This window comes from Xanthobacter nonsaccharivorans, from assembly GCF_043194755.2.
Classification (GTDB): domain Bacteria; phylum Pseudomonadota; class Alphaproteobacteria; order Rhizobiales; family Xanthobacteraceae; genus Xanthobacter; species Xanthobacter autotrophicus_G.
This window is the reverse complement of sequence record NZ_CM195526.1, coordinates 1,212,924-1,231,577: the sequence shown is the minus strand read 5'-3', so window position 1 is coordinate 1,231,577 and position 18,654 is coordinate 1,212,924. Positions and strand designations below refer to the sequence as shown.

At 70.3% G+C, this 18,654-nt stretch carries 20 protein-coding genes and 1 other RNA gene; 5 read left to right on the top strand and 16 right to left on the bottom strand.

Annotated elements, in window-relative coordinates:
* Positions 1–394 precede the first annotated feature (394 nt).
* The 4 genes from ybgC to ruvB all read right to left on the bottom strand — a co-directional run bounded on the left by ybgC (position 395) and on the right by ruvB (position 3,361).
* Positions 395–904, bottom strand: a complete 510-nt coding sequence (ybgC, locus tag V5F59_RS05645) for a tol-pal system-associated acyl-CoA thioesterase (RefSeq protein WP_393983153.1) — start codon at positions 902–904, stop codon at positions 395–397.
* A gap of 180 nt (positions 905–1,084) precedes the next feature.
* Positions 1,085–1,507: a DUF2852 domain-containing protein gene (locus V5F59_RS05640; protein WP_393983152.1), complete on the bottom strand. Its 423-nt coding sequence runs from the start codon at positions 1,505–1,507 to the stop codon at positions 1,085–1,087.
* 83 nt (positions 1,508–1,590) lie between these two features.
* Positions 1,591–2,223, bottom strand: coding sequence for a TetR/AcrR family transcriptional regulator (locus V5F59_RS05635; RefSeq protein WP_393983151.1), 633 nt, complete (start codon positions 2,221–2,223; stop codon positions 1,591–1,593).
* A 97-nt stretch (positions 2,224–2,320) separates the two neighbouring features.
* Positions 2,321–3,361 (bottom strand): Holliday junction branch migration DNA helicase RuvB, encoded by a 1,041-nt coding sequence (ruvB, locus tag V5F59_RS05630; RefSeq protein WP_393983150.1) that lies wholly within the window; start codon positions 3,359–3,361, stop codon positions 2,321–2,323.
* A 206-nt stretch (positions 3,362–3,567) separates the two neighbouring features.
* On the opposite strand from ruvB, the gene V5F59_RS05625 reads away from it, so the two are divergent.
* Positions 3,568–4,113, top strand: a complete 546-nt coding sequence (locus tag V5F59_RS05625; RefSeq protein WP_393983149.1) for a flavin reductase family protein — start codon at positions 3,568–3,570, stop codon at positions 4,111–4,113.
* A 7-nt stretch (positions 4,114–4,120) separates the two neighbouring features.
* Here the strand turns inward: V5F59_RS05625 and V5F59_RS05620 are convergent, their stop codons facing one another.
* The 6 genes from V5F59_RS05620 to V5F59_RS05595 all read right to left on the bottom strand — a co-directional run bounded on the left by V5F59_RS05620 (position 4,121) and on the right by V5F59_RS05595 (position 9,566).
* Positions 4,121–4,627 carry an RES family NAD+ phosphorylase gene (locus V5F59_RS05620; RefSeq protein ID WP_393983148.1) on the bottom strand — a complete coding sequence of 169 codons (507 nt, stop codon included), beginning with the start codon at positions 4,625–4,627 and terminating at the stop codon, positions 4,121–4,123.
* Positions 4,624–5,097: an Xre family toxin-antitoxin system antitoxin gene (locus V5F59_RS05615; protein ID WP_393983147.1), complete on the bottom strand. Its 474-nt coding sequence runs from the start codon at positions 5,095–5,097 to the stop codon at positions 4,624–4,626. Before V5F59_RS05615 ends, V5F59_RS05620 begins: the two co-directional genes overlap by 4 nt.
* Positions 5,098–5,158: 61 nt before the next feature.
* A complete protein-coding gene (gene ruvA, locus V5F59_RS05610) occupies positions 5,159–5,776 on the bottom strand; it encodes a Holliday junction branch migration protein RuvA (RefSeq protein ID WP_393983146.1) in 618 nt (205 codons plus the stop codon).
* Between the two features lie 196 nt (positions 5,777–5,972).
* Positions 5,973–6,404, bottom strand: coding sequence for an anthrone oxygenase family protein (locus V5F59_RS05605; protein WP_393983145.1), 432 nt, complete (start codon positions 6,402–6,404; stop codon positions 5,973–5,975).
* Positions 6,405–6,442: 38 nt separating this feature from the next.
* Complete coding sequence (ruvC, locus tag V5F59_RS05600) at positions 6,443–6,952, bottom strand: crossover junction endodeoxyribonuclease RuvC (protein ID WP_393983144.1); 510 nt, start codon at positions 6,950–6,952, stop codon at positions 6,443–6,445.
* A 154-nt stretch (positions 6,953–7,106) separates the two neighbouring features.
* On the bottom strand, positions 7,107–9,566 hold the full coding sequence (locus V5F59_RS05595; protein ID WP_393983143.1) for a hypothetical protein: 2,460 nt from the start codon (positions 9,564–9,566) through the stop codon (positions 7,107–7,109).
* Between the two features lie 305 nt (positions 9,567–9,871).
* Here V5F59_RS05595 and V5F59_RS05590 point away from each other — a divergent pair, with 305 nt between their 5' ends.
* Positions 9,872–10,297, top strand: coding sequence for a MerR family transcriptional regulator (locus V5F59_RS05590; protein ID WP_393983142.1), 426 nt, complete (start codon positions 9,872–9,874; stop codon positions 10,295–10,297).
* Between the two features lie 101 nt (positions 10,298–10,398).
* On the opposite strand, the gene V5F59_RS05585 is transcribed toward V5F59_RS05590, so the two are convergent.
* From V5F59_RS05585 to V5F59_RS05560, 6 genes are all read right to left on the bottom strand, one after another.
* Positions 10,399–11,145 (bottom strand): YebC/PmpR family DNA-binding transcriptional regulator, encoded by a 747-nt coding sequence (locus tag V5F59_RS05585; RefSeq protein ID WP_393983141.1) that lies wholly within the window; start codon positions 11,143–11,145, stop codon positions 10,399–10,401.
* 153 nt (positions 11,146–11,298) lie between these two features.
* Complete coding sequence (locus V5F59_RS05580; protein WP_393983140.1) at positions 11,299–12,120, bottom strand: TIGR00282 family metallophosphoesterase; 822 nt, start codon at positions 12,118–12,120, stop codon at positions 11,299–11,301.
* 35 nt (positions 12,121–12,155) lie between these two features.
* A complete protein-coding gene (locus tag V5F59_RS05575) occupies positions 12,156–12,743 on the bottom strand; it encodes a 5-formyltetrahydrofolate cyclo-ligase (protein WP_393983139.1) in 588 nt (195 codons plus the stop codon).
* A 45-nt stretch (positions 12,744–12,788) separates the two neighbouring features.
* A non-coding RNA gene (gene ssrS, locus V5F59_RS05570) (6S RNA) lies at positions 12,789–12,943 on the bottom strand.
* A gap of 263 nt (positions 12,944–13,206) precedes the next feature.
* A complete protein-coding gene (locus V5F59_RS05565) occupies positions 13,207–13,590 on the bottom strand; it encodes a cell division protein ZapA (protein WP_393983138.1) in 384 nt (127 codons plus the stop codon).
* A gap of 3 nt (positions 13,591–13,593) precedes the next feature.
* Complete coding sequence (locus tag V5F59_RS05560; RefSeq protein ID WP_393983137.1) at positions 13,594–13,899, bottom strand: DUF4164 domain-containing protein; 306 nt, start codon at positions 13,897–13,899, stop codon at positions 13,594–13,596.
* 342 nt (positions 13,900–14,241) lie between these two features.
* Here V5F59_RS05560 and tkt point away from each other — a divergent pair, with 342 nt between their 5' ends.
* The 3 genes from tkt (at position 14,242) to V5F59_RS05545 (ending at position 18,561) form a co-directional block, all read left to right on the top strand.
* Positions 14,242–16,233, top strand: coding sequence for a transketolase (gene tkt, locus V5F59_RS05555; RefSeq protein WP_393983136.1), 1,992 nt, complete (start codon positions 14,242–14,244; stop codon positions 16,231–16,233).
* A 108-nt stretch (positions 16,234–16,341) separates the two neighbouring features.
* Entirely contained in the window at positions 16,342–17,349 is a 1,008-nt protein-coding gene (gene gap, locus V5F59_RS05550) for a type I glyceraldehyde-3-phosphate dehydrogenase (RefSeq protein WP_393983135.1), read from the top strand.
* 21 nt (positions 17,350–17,370) lie between these two features.
* Positions 17,371–18,561, top strand: a complete 1,191-nt coding sequence (locus V5F59_RS05545; RefSeq protein WP_393983134.1) for a phosphoglycerate kinase — start codon at positions 17,371–17,373, stop codon at positions 18,559–18,561.
* The last annotated feature ends 93 nt before the right edge of the window (positions 18,562–18,654 follow it).

The window sequence follows — 18,654 nt, the reverse complement described above, 5'->3', positions numbered from 1 at the left end:
GCATCGCCGCCGCGACACCGCGCGCAAGGGCCCGCCGGGGCGCCCCGGAACGGGCTGCCCGAGGATGGGACACGATGCCGGAACGGCGCGTCTGGTCTGTCATTCTCGGCTCCGCTGCCTCTCTCGCGGGAGAGACGGGCTTGCGTTCTTCGATCCGCCGGAAACGGCCGTGCTTCAGGCCGCCGGCTCCCGGCCCGGCCCGTCGCCGCGCGAGGAAACCGCGCCGCCGTTCAGGTTTGGAAGGCTCTTTGAACCACCGAGTCTGTCCAAACTTTGACGGGCGCGCCGATCCCCGCTGCGATGCAACAGTGCCGCAGCACACGGGAGAACCTGTGCACGATCAGGCTTAATGACCGGTTAGCGCCGGCCTTCGCCGGCCAAAGAAGGCGCGGATTCAGCGCCGTTCCGGCGCGAGGGCTTCCGTCTCGCGGGCGTGGTCCTGCGTCACCTTGCGCAGGGCGTCGGGAATGCGCTTGGCCCGGCCCTCGGACACGAAGGCCACGCGCACCAGCGCGGAGATCAGGAGCTCCCCGTCCCGCTTCACCTGCTGCAACAGGGTGATGGAGGCGCCCGCCACGTCCTTGGAGAGGGTGACCACCTCCAGCACGTCGTCGATGCGGGCGGGCTTGAGGAAGTCGATCTGCATGGAGCGCACGACGAAATGGAAGCCGGGGGCCTCCGCCGCCGCCTGCTCGAACAGCTCGCCCTGGAACACGCCGAGGAGCCGCATGTAGTCCGAGCGGCCGCGCTCCATGAAGCGCAGGTAGTTGGCGTGGTAGACGATGCCGGAGAAGTCCGTGTCCTCGTAATAGACGCGCACATGCATGGAATGCCCGCCGGGGACGAGCCGGCCGGCGAGATGGAGGTGCGGATCGGACGAAGAGGGATTTGGGCGCTCGATCATGCCGCCCTCATAACCGAGGCCGGGCGGCAAGTGAACCGCGCCGAACGGCGCAAATGACGATCCCGCCGGCCGCCCCTCCCGCCGGACCGAAACGAGAAAGCCGCGCCCCGGAGGGGATCCGGGGCGCGGCGGCGGCTGAAGCGGGGGCCGGCTGGGGGGCGTTGCCGGGGCGCCCCGCGCTCAGTTGCCGCTGGGGGCCTCGGCGTCCGGCTCGCCGGAGCGGCGGCGGCGGTCGGCCATGAACTGGTCGAACTCGGCCTTGTCCTTGGCCTGCCGGAGTCGCTCGAGGAAGTCCTTGAACTCCTTCTGCTCCTCCTCGAGGCGGCGGAGCGTGTCCTGCCGGTACTCGTCGAAGGCGCGGTTGCCGCTGGAGGGCGTGGGGCGCGTCCAGCAGCCGAAGCCATGCCCGAAACCGTTCCTCATCGCATCTGCTCCCTGCTCCTGCCAGCGGCTGAAACCGCGCCGGCCGCATCCGAACCTCCCGCTCCCGATGGCGAAGGCGAGGAGCGCGAGACCCAGCGGCCACCAGGCCATGAAGGCCAGAACCGTGAGCACGATCCACGCCGGCTTGCCGTAGCTGTCGACCTTGTAAGCGAGCTCCATGGCTGCCGTCCCGGTTAATGTTAATAACATTCACATATATGGGCCCGGGTCCGCCCGTTGTCAATGCCACCGGTTGCAGCGGATCAGTCGGAGGGGGCGCCGAGGCCCTTCAGATAGACCAGGAAGCCGGCTTCCAGCAGCTCCTCGGGGCCCATGGGCAGCTTGCGGCGGGAGGTGTCTGCCCGGCCGAACAGGGAGGCGACGCCATGGGCCAGCGACCAGGTGTGGAGCGCCACCATCAGCGCCGGCGGGCGGCCCGGCCCGGGAATGTGCGAGACCAGAACTTCCGCCGCCTCGCGCAGCACGCCGAAGGCGCGGTCGCCCGCCTGCTTCAGCCCCTCGTGCGCTTCCGCCGGCAGGCCGGATTCGAACATGGCGACGTATTCGGCGGGGTTGCGGCGGGCAAAATCGAGATAGGCGCGCCCCACCCGCTCATAGGCCGCGGCCGGCCGCGGGCGGCCGCCCTGCCAGGCGGCGGCGAGGGCATCGGCGAGCCGCTCGAACCCGACGGTGGCCACCGCCGCCAGCATCTCGTCCCGGTCGCGGAAATGGCGGTAGGGCGCCGCCGCGCTCACGCCGGCGCGCCGCGCCGCCTCGGCGAAGGTGACGCCGGCGATGCCCTTCTCGACGATGAGGTCGAGCGTCGCCCGCATCAGGGCTTCCTTGAGGTTGCCGTGATGGTAGGAGCGCGTCTCGCCGTTTCGGGTCCAGCTCATGTGAATTTGATTTACATTGGGGCGGCAGCGGCCGGAAGTCTTTTCGGCCGCCGGGAGGGACAGGGGCGCGCAGGATAAGGCGGCGAGGGACAAATCCCTATTCGTCCGCCGCCTCGCCCGGGTCGAACAGGGGCATCTGCCGCACCGCCTGCGGCTCCGGCAGGCCCAGGTGGCGGAAGGCGGTGGCGGTAAGCAGGCGTCCGCGCGGCGTCCGCTGGATGAAGCCCTGCTGCACCAGGAAGGGTTCCACAATCTCCTCGATGGCGTCGCGCGGCTCGGAAAGCGCCGCCGCCAGCGTGTCCACCCCCACCGGGCCGCCGCCGTAGAATTCGGCGATGACGGTGAGATAGCGCCGGTCCATGGCGTCGAGCCCGGCGGCGTCCACCTCCAGCGCGGACAACGCCCGGTCGGCGATCTTGCGGTCGATCCGCTCCGCCTCGGCCACGAGGGCGAAGTCGCGCACCCGGCGCAGCAGCCGCCCGGCGATGCGCGGCGTGCCCCGCGCGCGGCGGGCGATCTCGGTGGCGCCGTCCGGGGCGATGGCGATGCCCATCACCTTCGCGCCGCGCACCACGATCTTCTCCAGTTCCTCCACCGTGTAGAACTGGAGCCGCACGGGAATGCCGAAGCGGTCGCGCAGCGGCGTGGTGAGGAGGCCGGAACGGGTGGTGGCGCCCACCAGCGTGAACTTCGGCAAGGAGATCTTCACCGAGCGGGCGGCCGGCCCCTCGCCGATGACGAGATCCAGCTCGTAATCCTCCATGGCCGGATAGAGGATTTCCTCCACCGCCGGGGAAAGCCGGTGGATCTCGTCGATGAAGAGCACGTCCCGCTCTTCCAGATTGGTGAGGATGGCGGCGAGGTCGCCCGCCTTGGCGATCACCGGGCCGGAGGTGGAGCGGAAGCCCACCCCCATCTCCCGCGACATGATCTGCGCCAGCGTGGTCTTGCCGAGGCCGGGAGGGCCCACGAACAGCACATGGTCCAGCGCCTCGCCCCGGGCGCGGGCGGCCTTGATGAACACTTCCAGATTGGCGCGCGCCTGCGCCTGCCCCACGAACTCCGACAGGAGCTGGGGGCGCAGGGTGGTGTCGACATCCTCGCTGCGCTTTTCGCCGGAGAGAAGGCGGGTGCTCATGGCCGGGCGTTCATGGAAAAGGGGCGGCCTCCTTCGGCCTCGCGACTCGCGCGACTGTAGAGCGCGCCGCCGCGGTACGGAAGGGGAACGGCGACCCGCTCCCTCCCCTGACCTGCCGCAAGGCCCCAAGGCGCAGAACGCGCCTATATTGATCGCATCTGCCGCCGACCGCCCCGCCGATGCGCCGCGGCCAATGGGAGGTTCCCATGAAGGAGCCGAAGCTTCAGGATTTGCCGCTCTCCGAGGTCTACACCCTCATCGAGCCCGGCCCGGTGGTCCTGCTCACCACCGCGCATAACGGGCACGCAAACGTCATGACCATGTCCTGGCACATGATGGTGGAGTTCACGCCGCCGCTCATCGCCTGCATCGTCTCCGGCGCCGACCACTCCTTTGCCGCCCTGCGCGCCACGAAGGAGTGCGTGATCGCCATTCCCGCCGTGGAGCTGGCGCAGAAGGTGGTGGCGGTGGGCAATTGCTCCGGCCGGGACGTGGACAAGTTCGCCACCATCGGCCTGACGCCGCAGCCGGCGGCCATGGTCGGCGCGCCGCTGGTTCGCGAATGCTTCGCGAACCTCGAATGCCGGGTCATCGACACAAGGCTGGTCAACCGCTTCAACCTGTTCGTGCTGGAAGTGGTCAAGGCCTGGCGGGACCCGGCGCAGAAGGCGCCCCGGACGATCCACCACAAGGGCTACGGCAGCTTCGCGGTGGACGGAGAGGAACTGCGCCTGCCCTCCCGCATGCCGTAGGGGGCGATCAGGCGGATGGCGGATTGAGGCGTGTATCGAGGGCGAAATCTTCCTGGTGCAGGAAGCGATAGGCGCTTGCCGCGCGGGTATCCACGAAGATCAGGTTCCAGCTGCGTTGTGCGACGGCGCTGGGTAGGGCGACGAAGGCGTGCGTGTTGAGCAGATCGTCGCCGAACGCCTGCTGCGCCGCACTCGGCATCCCCGGCCTGAGCCAATTGGCATTGGGCACCTCCTCGGGCCGAACGACCCTTATGGAGGCGGCATCCAGGATCTGGAGGGCAGTGAGCGTATGCCGCACGGCGTCCAGAGCGCCGAACCCCTTGTGCACGGCCACCTCCAGAACGGCGGTGGCGGCACTGAAGGCGCAATAGACCGCCCGCGTCCCCGGGCGGTTCCATCGCCCTCCGTTCAGGAAGGCCCCCTGCCCCGTGTTCCAGGAAGATGCATGCTTGTTCTGGTCGAGACGCCAGACGACGAGCCCCGTCCCCCCGAGGGCCTCCGGCAGGCTCATCACGTGTAGACACCGTATTCCATGCGCCCGAGCAGATCCTGAACCAGGGCTTCGCCCGCCGGCGTGGAGATGAGGTCGATGGGCCGGTTCTGCTCGAGTGCAAGCGCCGGGCGCAGCAGCCAACGCTCGGCCTCTTCCTGCGAGCCGAGCACGTCGGTGGCCCTGGCAAGGATATCGGCGAACGTCCACAGCCGCCGGCTCTGCTCCGGATCCAGCATCGCCTGCATGCGCTGCTTGCGCTGCATGGTACGCTCGTGAATGCCCACCCCCATGTCCAGGAAGGTCTCCCGGTTCACGACCGACAGGTTTCCCATCACATGCGACAACGCCTCGCTCGGCAGTCCTGCGCGGAGCGTCCAATGGGCATCGAGGGGTGTCACGACCTGACGATGGAGCACCTGCTCCCCTCCCAGAAGCTCTGCGACCCGAACGACCTCCTCCGGCGCTTCCGCTCCCATTCCCACCGGATCCATCTCATTCCATCCCGTGCGACACGTGTCGCTTTAAATACGACACGCATCCCAAACCCGCAACCTACTTGGCCAGTTCCTTCAGGCCGAGGCGGATGAGCGTCTCCGTCGCCGCCCCCTCCCCTGCGGCACGCAAGGCCGCGGCGATGGCGGCATTGGCCTGGGGCGCGCCATAGCCGAGATTCACCAGGGCCGAGACTGCATCCGCCGCCGCGCCGCCCGTGGCCGGGGCGACAGGTGCGCCGCCGATGTCGGCCAGCGACACGCTGCCGGAACCGAACGCCGGCATCTTGTCCTTCAACTCGGTGACGATGCGCATCGCCACCCGCGGGCCGACCCCGGGGGCGCGGGCCACGGTGGTCTTGTCCCCGAGCGCGATGGCCTGCCCCAGCTCCGAGGGGTTGAGCGTGGAGAGCACGGCGAGCGCGGTCTTGGTGCCGATGCCCTGCACCCCCTGCAGCAGGCGGAACCAGTCCCGCTCCGCCTCCGAGGTGAAGCCGAACAGGCGGATCTGGTCCTCCCGCACATGGGTCTCGATAAACAGCACCGCTGCCTCGCCCTCGCCCTTGAGGCCCGAGAGGGTGCGGGTGGAGCAGTGCACCAGATAGCCGACGCCGTGCACGTCGAGGATGAGGTGGTCATCGTAGATCGCGTCCACGACGCCCTTGAGCTTGCCGATCATGAGACGCCTTTCAGGGCCCGCGCATCTGCGTCCGCATCGCGAGGCGGCCGGACGAACGCGTTCTCTTGCTTCATGCGAGAGCCGGATTTGCCCCTATCGCGTCGCCGGGGCGCTTCAATAGGAGCAATCAATCCGTCTCTATTCCATAAGTTAGAGGGCGGAACCGCTCCGCGGTTCCGGATGATCGGATCGCGCTCTAGGTGATCGCGGCCCAGAAGAACACGAGGGTGGCGAGGGCGCCGAGGCCCGTGCGCACCATATGCAGCTGCCCCCAGTTCTCGATCAGCCGCCGCGTGTCGCCGCCGGCCGCGGCCTCCGCGGTGGCGAGGAGGCGCTGGTTGGTGGGCGCCACCCCGATATGGGTATAGGGCCAGTTGGCGATGAGCAGCACCGCGCCGGCCAGCCAGTGCCAGTCGCCCTCGCTGCCGAAGGCCGCCGCCCCGAACAGCGCGCCCGTCACCGTCAGGCCGGCCATCAGGATGAAGCCGCGCCGGTAGGCCGCCACCCATTGGCGCAGCGCCGCCGCATCCCCCAAGGCGAGCCGCGCCGGCTGCTCCACCGCGTTGATGTAGAAGGCGATCCCGGTGAAGGCCGCGGCCGCCACCAGCGCCAGATATCCCTCGATCATGCCCGCCCCGAAACCGGAAAAGAAACCCGCGCGCCATCCTACAGCGCAGCGCGCGCCCGCGCAGCCGCGCCGCGGTGATGGGCATGGGTAATGGCGACGGCGAGGGCGTCAGAGGCATCCTCGGTCTCCGGCGTCGCCTTGGGCAGGAGGATGGAGACCATCATGCGCACCTGCGCCTTCTCCGCGCGCCCGGCGCCGACCACGCTCTTCTTCACCAGCAGCGGCGCATATTCCGCCACACTCAGCCCGAACTGCGCGGGGGCCAGCATGACCACCCCGCGCGCCTGCCCGAGCTTGAGGGTGGAGGAGGGGTTCATGTTCACGAAGGTTTCCTCCACCGCCGCCTCGTGGGGAGTGAAGCGCTCGAGCACGGCCGCGAGCTGGCGGTGCAACGTGGCGAGCCGCTCGCCCATGGGCGCATCCTCGGGCGGCAGGATGGTGCCGCAGCCGACGAAGGCGAGGCGCGAGCCGCAGACGTCGATGACGCCCCAGCCGGTGCGCCGCAGTCCCGGGTCGAGGCCGATGATGCGAATCGCGTTGGGTTCCATGGCGGCAGGGTGCGTCAGCCGGCCCGGCGGCGAAAGGGGCGGCCGCCTGGACCGGGGAAGACTGCGGCCAAGGTCAGGCTGCAGCGTGGTCCACGGGGATGGCGGCTGACGCGGCTGGCGCTTCGGTTGGCCCGCGTCTCACCTGGCCGGCGGCTCATTTGGCGGGCGCCTCATTGGCGGCCGGGGTGGTCCGGCTCGCCACCCGCAGGGGCTTGCTCGGCGCGGCGGAGGAAGAGGCGACGCCCGGCGCCGGCGCGACGTCCGTCCATTCGGGGCGCAGCTCTACCTGGTTGGCGGCCGGGCTCGGCTTGCCGGGCACGAAGGCGGCCACCGCCTTCTGGGCGCGGGCGAGGGTTTCGGGGTCCGCGTCGCGGGCAATGATGTCGCGCTTGGAGGCGCTGTCGTCGTCGCCCTGGTTGGCGGCGAGGCACAGCCACTTCCAGGCCTCGCCCAGGTCCGCCGCGACGCCGAGGCCGCGGGCGTAGACCACGCCGAGATTGTACTGGCTGTCGCGGTGGCCGAGCTCCGCGGCGATGCGGAACCAGCGGACCGCCCCGTCCCAGTCGGGCTTGCCGGGGGCGAGGGACCCGCGGCCTTCGGACAGCAGCATGGCGAGGGCGTGCATGGCGCGCACGTTGCCCTGCGTCGCCGCCCATTCATAGAAGCGCCGCGCCTCGCCGAGGTCGCGGCCGGCCGCCTCGTAGAGCGCGCCGAGCCGGTAAGCGGCGGGGGCGGAGCCCTGGGCCATGGCCTGGGCCAGCCACTTCACTGCCGCGTCGAGGTCGCCGGCATCGGCAAATCGATTCGCCACCGCGAAGGCGGCGGCGGGGTCGCCGGCACGGGCGGCGCTCTGCAGCGCGGCCGAGCCGGTGGCGGCGGGAAGCTCGGTGCTGCTCACCCCGGCGACCGCTGGCGCGGCCAGGCGGCGCACCGCCGAATTCATGCTGGCGACCAGATCCGGCCCGTTCCGCCAGGCAAGGCCCACGGCCGTGCCGGCAAAGACGGTGGTGGCGCCGGCGATCAGGGCCACCATGGCCACCTGCCGCTTGCTGGCGAGCCGGCCGGACAGGAAGCCGCCCTTCTGGGCGCGGCGCTCCCGCCTGGGCTTCGCGCCCTTGCGCTCGTTGACGCGGGGGCGCGGATCGGCGCCGCCCGGCCCTTCGGCGGGCGCCCTGCGGGCGCGGGGCCACGGAACGTCGCCCGGCCCGGAGGGGGCGGCCTGGGCGGCGCGCAGCTCCCCCGCCTCGAAGGCGGGAGCGGCCTTCTGCTCGGCGGGGCGGATCGCCTCCGCCCAGAGGGCCGGATCCTCACGCGCCTCGGGCTGCGGGGTGGAACGGGGGGCGTGGCTCGCCGTCCGGGGGGCAAAGCTGCCGTCCCCGTCGCGGCCAAGGGACACGGCCACGTCCTGAAGCTCCAGCTCCAGCTCACCGGCGAGAAACTCGCCGGCGCGGCGCTCGATCTCGTCCTGCCGGGCCTCCAGGGCGGCAAGGCCGCGCTTGAGGCCGACCACCGCCGGGCCGGCGGAATCCTCCGAGACCTTGGCCGTCACCGCCCGCACCGCCTCGGTGGCGGCGCTGTGGGTGGTCTCGCGCACCTGCCGCATCTCCTCCACCATGCGCTGGAGCGAGGTTTCGATGGTGTCCAGCCGGCCGAGGCGGGCGTGGGTGTCGCGGAATTGCTCGGTGAGCGCGAGAAGATGGCGTTCGACCACGTCCGCAAGCGGCGCCACAGCAGCCTTGCCGGCAGCCTCCGCTGCGGTGATTCGCGCCAGAAGGGCGTCGAGCCGCCCGGTCAGCTCGGCGGCGATGGCGGGGGAGAGGGCAGCCACCTGCCGGCCCACCTCGCTGGACACCGAATCAAGGCGCCGGTGCACCTGCTCCAGGGCCAAGAGCAGCGAATGCTGGAGATCCTCCGCCGCGGCCGAATCACCCGCGCGGGCGCGGGCTTCCAGGTGCTCCACCCGGTCGAGCAGAGCCGCGGCATTGCGCTCGAAGGTCCCGGCGGCGTCGGCCATGCGCCGGGCCGCGGCCTCGCTGGCACGGGCGATGTCCTCGGCGCAGGCGGCGAGGCGCTCGGACAGCAGATGCAGGGCGCGGGTGCCGCCCGGGCCGGTCACCGCCCGGGCCACCAGGTCGGTCAGCTCGGCGAGCTGGGTGTGCAGGCGGGCGATCTCCACCGGGTCCACCGCCTTCGCGCCCATGAGGTCGATCTTGCGGGACAAGGCCTCGAGGCCGGCGTCGACAGCCTTCAGCCGATCGTTGCGCAGCAAGGTCCCGACGGCCGCCTTCAGCTCCGCGAGCTCGTGGGCGAGCGCCTCCTCCCGGCCCTGCGCGCCGGCCGTCCCGGCCTCGCGAATGTCCTCCACCCGGCGGTTGAGCAGGGTGATGGCCCTGTCCATCTCCACCACGGCGCGGCGGGGGGCCGCGTCCGAGAGGCGCGCCCGCAGCGCGCTCACCTCATCGCGCAGCGCCTCGATGGCCGCCACCGGAATGTCCACCACATCCCATGCCGGAACGTCAGGAATGGCCGGCTCCTGACGCGGCCGCATGGTCGTCACGCGGGCCGCCGCGCCTGCTGCGCCACCTGCCTGGGCCGTGCGCTCCATCCGCTCCATACCGGCCTCCCTGCAGCATGGCCCAGCACTCACGGTGCCTATTTACCATGCTCGTCCTGCGATGATTCACTGAACAGAGACTTTCGGAAGTTGGTAAACAGGCCGTTAAAGTGCTGATTCCAGAGGCCTCGTAACTGTTACTTTCCCCAACGGTAGCCCCTCGAACCTGCCGCCGCGGCGGTGGGCCAGCTAGGCATGTGGACCTAGCGGCATGCAGAGCGGACCCTGTCCACTCCGCCGCCTTCACCCACGATGAAACCGTTTGCCGCATGCCTGAAGGCGGCGGACTGCAGGGGAAAACGGGAATGGATGCAAATTCGTTCGAGCAGGGCTTCGGTTCTTCCCACGCCGTAGCGACCACGCCGGTGGGCGACGCGACGCGGGAGGTGATGTTCACCATCGGCGATCTTTCGCGCGAGTTCAGCATCACGCTGCGCGCGCTGCGCTTCTATGAGGACAAGGGCCTCATCTCCCCCCGCCGCGACGGCATGACCCGCCTGTATTCCGAGGCCGACCGCCGCCGCCTCGCCGTGATCCTGAAGGGCAAGCACCTCGGCTTCACCCTTGCCGAGATCCGCGCGCTCGTCGCCGCCCATGAAGGCGAGGAAGCCGGCCTGTCCCTGTCGCGGGACCGCTGCCTGACCCAGCTCGCCCAGCTTGAGCGCCAGCGGGCCGAGATCGACGCCGCCATCGAGGAGCTGAAGTCCATGGCCACCGCGCTGGCCGCCTGAGCCGGGCCGAAGCCGACCGGACATGACAAAGGCGGCCCGAGGGCCGCCTTTTTCTTTGCCCCGTCCGGGCCCGCGGGGCGCCGGCGCCCCGGCCCGCGGCCTCAGGCGCTCATCTTGGCAAGCAGGGCGTCCGACAGCTCGAAATTGGCGGTGACGTTCTGCACGTCGTCATTGTCTTCCAGCGTCTCCACGAGGCGCAGCAGCTTCTCGCCCGTGTCGTCGTCCACGGCGATGGTATTTTGCGGCCGCCACACCAGGGCGGCCTTCTTCGGCTCGCCGAACTTGGCTTCCAGGGCGCGCTGCACCTCCGAGAGGTTCTCGGCGGCGCACACCACCTCATGGCCGTCCTCGGAGGACGTCACGTCGTCGGCGCCGGCCTCGATGGCGGCTTCCATCATGGCGTCGGCATCCGCCTTCTCGGGCGCGAACTCGATCACGCCCACGCGGTCGAACATGAAGGACACCGCGCCCGTCTCGGCGAGGTTGCCGCCGGACTTGGTGAAATAGGAGCGCACCTCCGAGGCGGTGCGGTTGCGGTTGTCGGTCAGCGCCTCGACGATCACCGCCACGCCGCCCGGGCCATAGCCCTCGTAGCGGATCTCCTCGTAATTCTCCGTGTCGGCCCCGGCCGCCTTCTTGATGGCGCGCTCGATATTGTCCTTCGGCATGTTCTCGGCGCGGGCCGCGAGGATGGCGGCGCGCAGGCGCGCGTTCATGTTCGGATCGGGCAGGCCCATCTTGGCCGAGACCGTGATCTCGCGCGCCAGCTTGGAGAACAGCTTGGAGCGCACCGCATCCTGCCGGCCCTTGCGGTGCATGATGTTCTTGAATTGCGAATGCCCGGCCATGGCCGCCACCGTTCCTTGAAGCCGGCCCCGCGCGCTGCCGCTGCAGCGCCGCCCGGACCGGGGGTTGTTGACTGATGCCGGCCTTATAGGCGGGAGGAAGGAAAAAGTGCAAGGAAGCGGGTGCAGCATGGGGCGGGCGCCCCGCCCCGCGGCCTATTCCCAGAACGCCGGCCGCGCCTCCTCCAGCCCCGCGCCGAGGCGCACGGCGGCGACGCGCCGGGCAAGGCCGGTGCGGTCGTCCGTCTCCACCGCCACGCCGGACAGCGCCGCCGGCCCCGCCGCCGGCTCGAACCGGCCCGAGGCGAGCTTGCGGGTGAAGCGCCGCAGCGGCTCCTCCTTGTCCATGCCGATCACCCCGTCATAGGCGCCGCACATGCCGGCATCCGTCATGTAGGCGGTGCCGCCGGCGAGGATGCGATGGTCGGCGGTGGGCACATGGGTGTGGGTGCCCACCACGAGGGAGGCGCGGCCGTCGCAATGATGGCCGATGGCCTGCTTCTCGCTGGTGGTCTCGGCGTGCACGTCGACGATCACCGCATCCACCATCTCGCCCAGCGCGGCCGCGTCCAGCGCCCGGTCCAGCGCCGCGAAGGGATCGTCCAGCGGGTCCATGAACACCCGGCCCATGACGTTGAGCACCAGCACCCGCGCGCCGTTCTTGGCCTCCACCAGGGCGGCGCCGCGGCCAGGTGTGCCGGCGGGATAGTTCATGGGCCGCACCAAAGCCGGCGCGCGCTCGATGAAGACGAGGGCGTCGCGCTGGTCGAAGGCATGGTTGCCCAGCGTCACCGCATCGGCGCCGGCGGCGCGCAGGTCCTCGTAGATGGCTTCCGTGATGCCGAAGCCGCCCGCGGCGTTCTCCCCGTTCACCACCACCAGGTCCAGCTTCCAGGCCGCGACGAGGCCGGGCAGGCGCGAGGTGACGATCTCCCGGCCCTGGCGGCCGACCACATCACCGAGGAACAGAATACGCATGGGAAAATCCGGGTAGGCGACGCAACGCAATGGCGTCAGCGCGCGCGGGCGCAGGAGATGATCTCGCTCTCCGTTACCATCATGTCCACCGGCTCGTCATGGGGCTCGGCGGGCGCCGCGCTCACTTCCTGGCACGCGAGGGCGAAGCCGATGGCCTGGACGGTATTTTCTTGCCGCAGGATCTGGAGGGTGCGGTCATAGAAGCCGGCGCCGTAGCCGATGCGGAAGCCGCGGCGGTCGAAAGCGGCGAGCGGCACCAGCACCACGTCGGGCGTCACCTGCGGCGCCTCCGGGCCCGGCTCGGGGATGCGATAGGCGCCGGCGGGGGCGAGCGTCGCATGGCTCTCCCACAGGCGGAACCGCAGCGGCTGGCCGCGCGCGACGATCACCGGCAAGGCGAGACGGGCGCCGGCCCGGCGCAGGGCGTCGGCCAGCGGGGCGGTGTCGATCTCGTCCCGGAAGGAGGCGAACAAGGCGATGGTGCGCCCGTCCACGGGGCCGATGGCGGAAAGGGCATTGGCCGCCGCGCGGCGGGAGGCCTCGGCGCGGGCCTCATCGCCCATGGCGGTGCGGCGCCCCAGCGCCTCGGCGCGCAGGCGCCTTTTTTCGGCAGCCAGATCCATCGGCGGAACAGGAGAGAGGAAGGGCATGCAGGGAGGAAAGGGACGTGCGGAGCCACAGTAGCCGTCGGAGGTCGATCCCGGGAAACCTACAACGTAGGTGGGCGCCGTGTGTCCAAGCCCAGAGGCGAGGTCAGGGACAGCTCCCTTAAGGATCGATAAGGCCCCGGGGAAATGTCTCCTAACGAGCCCCGCAGCCCCGCTCTCCCAATGTAGGGGCGATGACGCTCCGGCGCCAGCCCCGTGCCTGTGGATGGATGGCGCTTCTGTCCGCCGCGGCGCATTCCGTGCGGCCGGTCCTGCCTTGGCCTGGCCTGAAAAGGCGGGCGTCGGCGACAAAGGCACCTCGTGCCCCGGACAAGCGACGGCGCAGCCGGAGCACGAAGGAAAGACGCCGGGGCGCGAGGGAGGGTCAGCCGGAAGAGGGCATGCCCCGCTGGGCGCGGTCGCCCCCCCTTCAGCCCCGTCAGCCCATGCCCACCGTGCCGCGCTCCTTGGGCGCGAGATGGGAGACCAGCTGCTCGATCCGCTCGGCCACGGCGTCGATGGTGCGGGCCACCTCCTCCTCGCTCGCCTCGATGCGGGCGATGGCGGAGGCGCGGGCATCCCGCTGGCTCTCGATGTCGCTTTCCAGCGCGCGGATGCGCGAGCGCGCCTCGGCCAGCTCGTCGGCGATGGTGATGGCGGCCATGACCACGAGCCGCTGGTCGCCGATCTCGCCGAAGGCGGTGCGCAGCTGGGAAATGCGGCTGTCGATGTCGTGGGCGAGGCGGATGAGGTGCTCTTCCTGCCCCTCGTCGCAGGCCATCCGGTACTGGCGCCCGGCGATGGTCACGGAAACGTGCGGCATGGCTCAGCCGCCGTGGGTCGCGAGCACGTCGCGGATGGTGCCCATGGCCACGTCGAGGCGGCGCATGACCTCGCGGCCGGCTTCCTCCACGTCGCCAGCCTCGGCCTTCGCCATATCCAGCTCGGCGGCAAGCCGCGCCCGGTCGTTCCCGAGGGCGTGGAGTTGGGCGAGGAGCGCCTCCTGGTGGCGATCGGCGTCACGCCGGCGCTCGATCGCGTCGGTGAGGGCGTCGATGGCCGCATGAAGCCGACGGGTCGCGGCCTCGATGGGGGCGTCCTGCAACGGCGGGCGGTGCTTCAGCGCGTACATCGCAAAAGTGTAGCCGAGTCGGACGCGGATGCGCCACTGCCTCAGCGGCTGTCAACACAGGCGTGATGGCTCCATGCCCAACAGATCGTTATCGGCGCGTGCGACACGGCCCGGTTGCACTGAAACGTTTTGGATTTGCCGCAGCGCAGCAGCCACCGCCGCGCCGCGACGATGCAGCGCGCCCGGCAGGCGCCGGCTCCGCTTGACCTTCGGCCACAGGGCAGGTTTGACAGCCCCATGGGGCTTGATATCAAGGCGGCCGCCACGGTCGCTGCCGCCACCGCGCAGACCCTCCTGCAGCGGGGCCGAGCGTCCGCAACCGGCGCTGGAGACACCGAATTCATGCTGAGCCGCACCAGCCATGACCGCATGGCCAACGCCATCCGGTTCCTCTCGATGGACGCCGTGGAAGCCGCCAACAGCGGGCATCCCGGGCTGCCCATGGGCGCTGCGGACATCGCCACGGTGCTGTTCACCAAGGTGCTGAAGTTCGATCCCACCCGCCCCTTCTGGCCCGATCGCGACCGCTTCGTGCTCTCCGCCGGCCACGGCTCCATGCTGCTTTATTCCGTGCTCCACCTGGCGGGGTACGAGAAGGTGACGATCGAGGAGATCAAGCGCTTCCGGAAGCTCGGATCGCTGACCCCCGGCCATCCCGAGAACTTCGTCACCGAAGGCATCGAGACCACCACCGGCCCGCTGGGCCAGGGCATCGCCACCGCCGTGGGCATGGCCATGGCCGAGCGCCTGCTCGCCGCCCGCTTCGGCACGGACGTGGTGGACCACCACACCTACGTGCTCTGCTCCGACGGCGACCTCATGGAGGGCATCAGCCAGGAGGCGGCGGACCTCGCCGGCCACCTGAAGCTCTCCAAGCTCGTGGTGATGTGGGACGACAACAAGATCTCCATCGACGGCGCCACCTCCATCTCCGGCTCCACCGACCAGCTCGCGCGCTTCGCCGCCTCCGGCTGGGCCACCACCCGCATCGACGGGCACGATCCGGAGGCCATCCTCGCCGCCATCGAGGCCGCCAAGGCGTCCGACCGGCCGACGCTGATCGCCTGCCGCACCACCATCGGCTTCGGCTCGCCCAAGAAGGCGGGCTCGGAGAAGGTGCACGGCTCGCCCCTCGGCGCCGAGGAGATCGCCGCCACCCGCGCCGCCCTCGGCTGGGAAGCGGCGCCGTTCGAGATCCCCTCCGACGTGCTCACCGGCTGGCGCGCCGCCGGCGCCGCCGGCGCCGAGGCCCGCGCCGCATGGGACGCACGGCTCGCCGCCCTGCCCGCCGCCGACCGCGCCGAGTTCGAGCGCCGCATGGCCGGCGCCCTGCCGCAGGCGCTCGGCGCCGCCATCCTCGCCGTGAAGGAAAAGGCCGTGAAGGACGGCGGGGCGGTTGCGACCCGCAAGTCCTCCGAGCTGGTGCTGGACGTCATCACGGAAGCGGTGCCGGAGATGATCGGCGGCTCGGCCGACCTCACCGGCTCCAACAACACCAAGGCCAAGGGCGCGAAGTCCATCACGCCGGACGATTTCTCCGGCACCTTCGTGCACTACGGCGTGCGCGAGCACGGCATGGCCGCCGCCATGAACGGCATGGCCCTGCACAGGGGTGTCATCCCCTTCTCCGGCGGCTTCCTGGTGTTCTCGGACTACTGCCGTCCCTCCATCCGCCTCGCGGCGCTGATGGGCGAGCGGGTGGTCCACGTGCTGACCCACGATTCCATCGGCCTCGGCGAGGACGGCCCCACCCACCAGCCGGTGGAGCACCTGGCCGCTCTGCGCGCCATTCCCGGCCTTCTCGTGCTGCGCCCCTGCGACACGGTGGAGACGGCGGAATGCTGGCAGATTGCGCTACAGTCCGCGGATCGGCCCTCCGCGCTGATCCTCTCGCGCCAGAACCTGCCGCTGCTGCGCGGCGCGGCGACGGACGAGAACCTCGCGGCGGGCGGCGCGTATGAGATCGTCGCGGCCTCCGCGAAGGCGCAGGCCAGCCTGTTCGCCACCGGCTCGGAAGTGTCCATCGCGGTGGAGGCCGCAAAGCTTCTGGAGGCGCAGGGTGTGCCCACCCGCGTCGTCTCCATCCCTTCGTTCGAACTGTTCCTCGAAAGGCCCGCCGCAGAGCGGGCAAAGGTGATCGGGGACGCTCCGGCCAAGGTGGCGGTGGAAGCCGCCATCCGCATGGGGTGGGACGCCATCGTCGGTTCGGATGCCGCCTTCGTGGGAATGACCTCGTTCGGCGCCAGCGCGCCCGCAAAGGAGCTTTACGCCCATTTCGGCATTACCGCGGACAAGGTTGCGGCGCGCGCGCTCGACCTCCTGCGGCAGGACTGATCACCGGCGCACGGCGGGGCGCGAGGAAGCTGCGCTGCGGGATTGGCCCGCGCGCGGATCGCTATTCTTAAGAGGCCGGGCTTCAAGCCGGCTCAAGGAGGACCCATTATGAGCGTCAAGGTGGCCATCAACGGTTTCGGTCGCATCGGTCGTAACGTGCTGCGCGCGATCATCGAATCGGGCCGCACCGATATCGAGGTGGTGGCGATCAACGACCTCGGCCCGGTGGAGACGAACGCCCACCTCTTCCGCTTCGACAGCGTGCATGGCCGCTTCCCCGGCGAGGTCAAGGTCGCCGGAGATACCATCGACGTGGGCCGCGGCCCCATCAAGGTCACTGCGGTGCGCAATCCCGCCGAGCTGCCCCACAAGGAGCTGGGCGTGGACATCGCGCTCGAGTGCACCGGCATCTTCACGTCCCGCGACAAGGCCGCCGCGCACCTCACGGCCGGCGCGAAGCGCGTGCTGGTCTCGGCCCCGGCCGACGGCGCCGACCTCACGGTCGTGTACGGCGTGAACCACGAGAAGCTTTCCCCCGAGCACCTCGTCGTCTCCAACGCCTCCTGCACCACCAACTGCCTCGCCCCGGTGGCCAAGGTCCTCAACGATGCGGTAGGCATCGAGAAGGGCTTCATGACCACCATCCACGCCTATACCGGCGACCAGCCCACGCTGGACACCATGCACAAGGACCTCTACCGCGCCCGCGCGGCGGCCATGTCCATGATCCCCACCTCCACCGGCGCGGCCAAGGCGGTGGGCCTGGTGCTTCCCGAGCTCGCCGGCAAGCTGGACGGCACCTCCATCCGCGTGCCGACCCCGAACGTCTCGGTGATCGACCTGAAGTTCGTGGCCAAGCGCACGACCTCCAAGGAGGAGATCAACGCGGCGATCATCGCCGCGGCGTCGCAGGAGCTGAAGGGCATCCTCGGCTTCACCGACCAGCCCAACGTCTCCATCGACTTCAACCACAACCCCAACTCCTCCACCTTCCACCTCGACCAGACCAAGGTCATGGAAGGCACGCTGGTGCGGGTGCTGTCGTGGTACGATAACGAATGGGGCTTCTCCAACCGCATGAGCGACACCGCCGTCGCCATGGGCAAGCTCGGTTGAGCGGGAAGAGGAGGCGCCACCATGTCCGCCTTCCGCACGCTCGACGACGCGGACCTTGCTGAAAAGCGGGTCCTCGTCCGTGTCGACCTGAATGTCCCCATGGAGAGCGGGCGCGTCACCGACGACACCCGCCTCAAGGCCATCCTGCCCACCATCCGTGCCATCACGGACAGGGGCGGCAAGGCCGTGCTGCTGGCCCACTTCGGGCGGCCCAAGGGCCGCGACGAGAGCCAGTCGCTCGCCCCCGTGGCCAAGGCCCTGGAAGGCCAGCTCGGGTGCAAGGTCGCCTTCGCCGCCGACTGCGTCGGCGACGAGGCCTCCACCGCCATCTCCCGCCTCGCCTCCGGCGAGGTGATCGTGCTGGAGAACACCCGCTTCCACGCGGGCGAGGAGAAGAACGCCCCCGATTTCGTCGAGGCCCTCGCGCGCCTTGGCGACGTCTATGTGAACGACGCCTTCTCCACCGCCCATCGCGCCCACGCCTCCACCGAGGGCCTCGCCCACCGGCTGCCGGCCTATGCCGGCCGCTCCATGGAAGGCGAGATCGTGGCGCTCACCAAGGCTCTCGAGGCGCCGCAGCGCCCCGTGCTCGCCGTGGTGGGCGGCTCCAAGGTGTCCACCAAGCTCGAATTGCTCGGCAATCTCGTGAAGAAGGTGGATGTCCTGGTGATCGGCGGCGGCATGGCCAACACCTTCCTCGCCGCCCTCGGCAAGAAGGTGGGCAAGTCGCTGTGCGAGCACGACCTTGCCGACACCGCCCGCGACATCCTCGGGAAGGCCAAGGCGGCCGGCTGCGAGATCGTGCTGCCGGTGGACGCGGTGGTGGCCAGGGAGTTCAAGGCCAACGCCGCGCACCGCGTGGTGGGCGTCGACGAGGTGGCCGACGACGAGATGATCCTCGACGCCGGCCCGGAGACGGTCGCCGTGGTGCGGCAGAAGCTCGACGGCGCGAAGACCGTGGTCTGGAACGGCCCGTTCGGCGCGTTCGAGATGACGCCCTTCGATGCCGCCACGGTGGCGGTGGCCCGCTACGTGGGCGACCTGACCCGCAAGGGGAAGGTGCTCTCGGTGGCCGGCGGCGGCGATACGGTGGCGGCCCTCAACCATGCGGGCACCGCCAACGACTTCTCCTACGTGTCGACGGCCGGCGGCGCCTTCCTCGAGTGGCTCGAAGGCAAGGCGCTACCGGGCGTGGAGGCCCTGCGGCGCTGATGTTGCACTGCATGATGAAATGACGAAAACTGCGCCCGCCCGGTCCGCCGCGGCGGGCGCTTTCGAGCGAGGCCCCCGTCGGGAACCGGGGGA

Excerpts from the sequence above, each read along its gene's own strand:
- ybgC (WP_393983153.1), bottom strand. The coding sequence starts at position 904 with ATGATCGAGCGCCCAAATCCCTCTTCGTCCGATCCGCACCTCCATCTC.
- V5F59_RS05640 (WP_393983152.1), bottom strand. The coding sequence starts at position 1,507 with ATGGAGCTCGCTTACAAGGTCGACAGCTACGGCAAGCCGGCGTGGATC.
- V5F59_RS05635 (WP_393983151.1), bottom strand. The coding sequence starts at position 2,223 with ATGAGCTGGACCCGAAACGGCGAGACGCGCTCCTACCATCACGGCAAC.
- ruvB (WP_393983150.1), bottom strand. The coding sequence starts at position 3,361 with ATGAGCACCCGCCTTCTCTCCGGCGAAAAGCGCAGCGAGGATGTCGAC.
- V5F59_RS05625 (WP_393983149.1), top strand. The coding sequence starts at position 3,568 with ATGAAGGAGCCGAAGCTTCAGGATTTGCCGCTCTCCGAGGTCTACACC.
- V5F59_RS05615 (WP_393983147.1), bottom strand. The coding sequence starts at position 5,097 with ATGGATCCGGTGGGAATGGGAGCGGAAGCGCCGGAGGAGGTCGTTCGG.
- ruvA (WP_393983146.1), bottom strand. The coding sequence starts at position 5,776 with ATGATCGGCAAGCTCAAGGGCGTCGTGGACGCGATCTACGATGACCAC.
- V5F59_RS05605 (WP_393983145.1), bottom strand. The coding sequence starts at position 6,404 with ATGATCGAGGGATATCTGGCGCTGGTGGCGGCCGCGGCCTTCACCGGG.
- ruvC (WP_393983144.1), bottom strand. The coding sequence starts at position 6,952 with ATGGAACCCAACGCGATTCGCATCATCGGCCTCGACCCGGGACTGCGG.
- V5F59_RS05595 (WP_393983143.1), bottom strand. The coding sequence starts at position 9,566 with ATGGAGCGGATGGAGCGCACGGCCCAGGCAGGTGGCGCAGCAGGCGCG.
- V5F59_RS05590 (WP_393983142.1), top strand. The coding sequence starts at position 9,872 with ATGGATGCAAATTCGTTCGAGCAGGGCTTCGGTTCTTCCCACGCCGTA.
- V5F59_RS05585 (WP_393983141.1), bottom strand. The coding sequence starts at position 11,145 with ATGGCCGGGCATTCGCAATTCAAGAACATCATGCACCGCAAGGGCCGG.
- V5F59_RS05580 (WP_393983140.1), bottom strand. The coding sequence starts at position 12,120 with ATGCGTATTCTGTTCCTCGGTGATGTGGTCGGCCGCCAGGGCCGGGAG.
- V5F59_RS05575 (WP_393983139.1), bottom strand. The coding sequence starts at position 12,743 with ATGGATCTGGCTGCCGAAAAAAGGCGCCTGCGCGCCGAGGCGCTGGGG.
- V5F59_RS05565 (WP_393983138.1), bottom strand. The coding sequence starts at position 13,590 with ATGCCGCACGTTTCCGTGACCATCGCCGGGCGCCAGTACCGGATGGCC.
- V5F59_RS05560 (WP_393983137.1), bottom strand. The coding sequence starts at position 13,899 with ATGTACGCGCTGAAGCACCGCCCGCCGTTGCAGGACGCCCCCATCGAG.
- tkt (WP_393983136.1), top strand. The coding sequence starts at position 14,242 with ATGCTGAGCCGCACCAGCCATGACCGCATGGCCAACGCCATCCGGTTC.
- gap (WP_393983135.1), top strand. The coding sequence starts at position 16,342 with ATGAGCGTCAAGGTGGCCATCAACGGTTTCGGTCGCATCGGTCGTAAC.
- V5F59_RS05545 (WP_393983134.1), top strand. The coding sequence starts at position 17,371 with ATGTCCGCCTTCCGCACGCTCGACGACGCGGACCTTGCTGAAAAGCGG.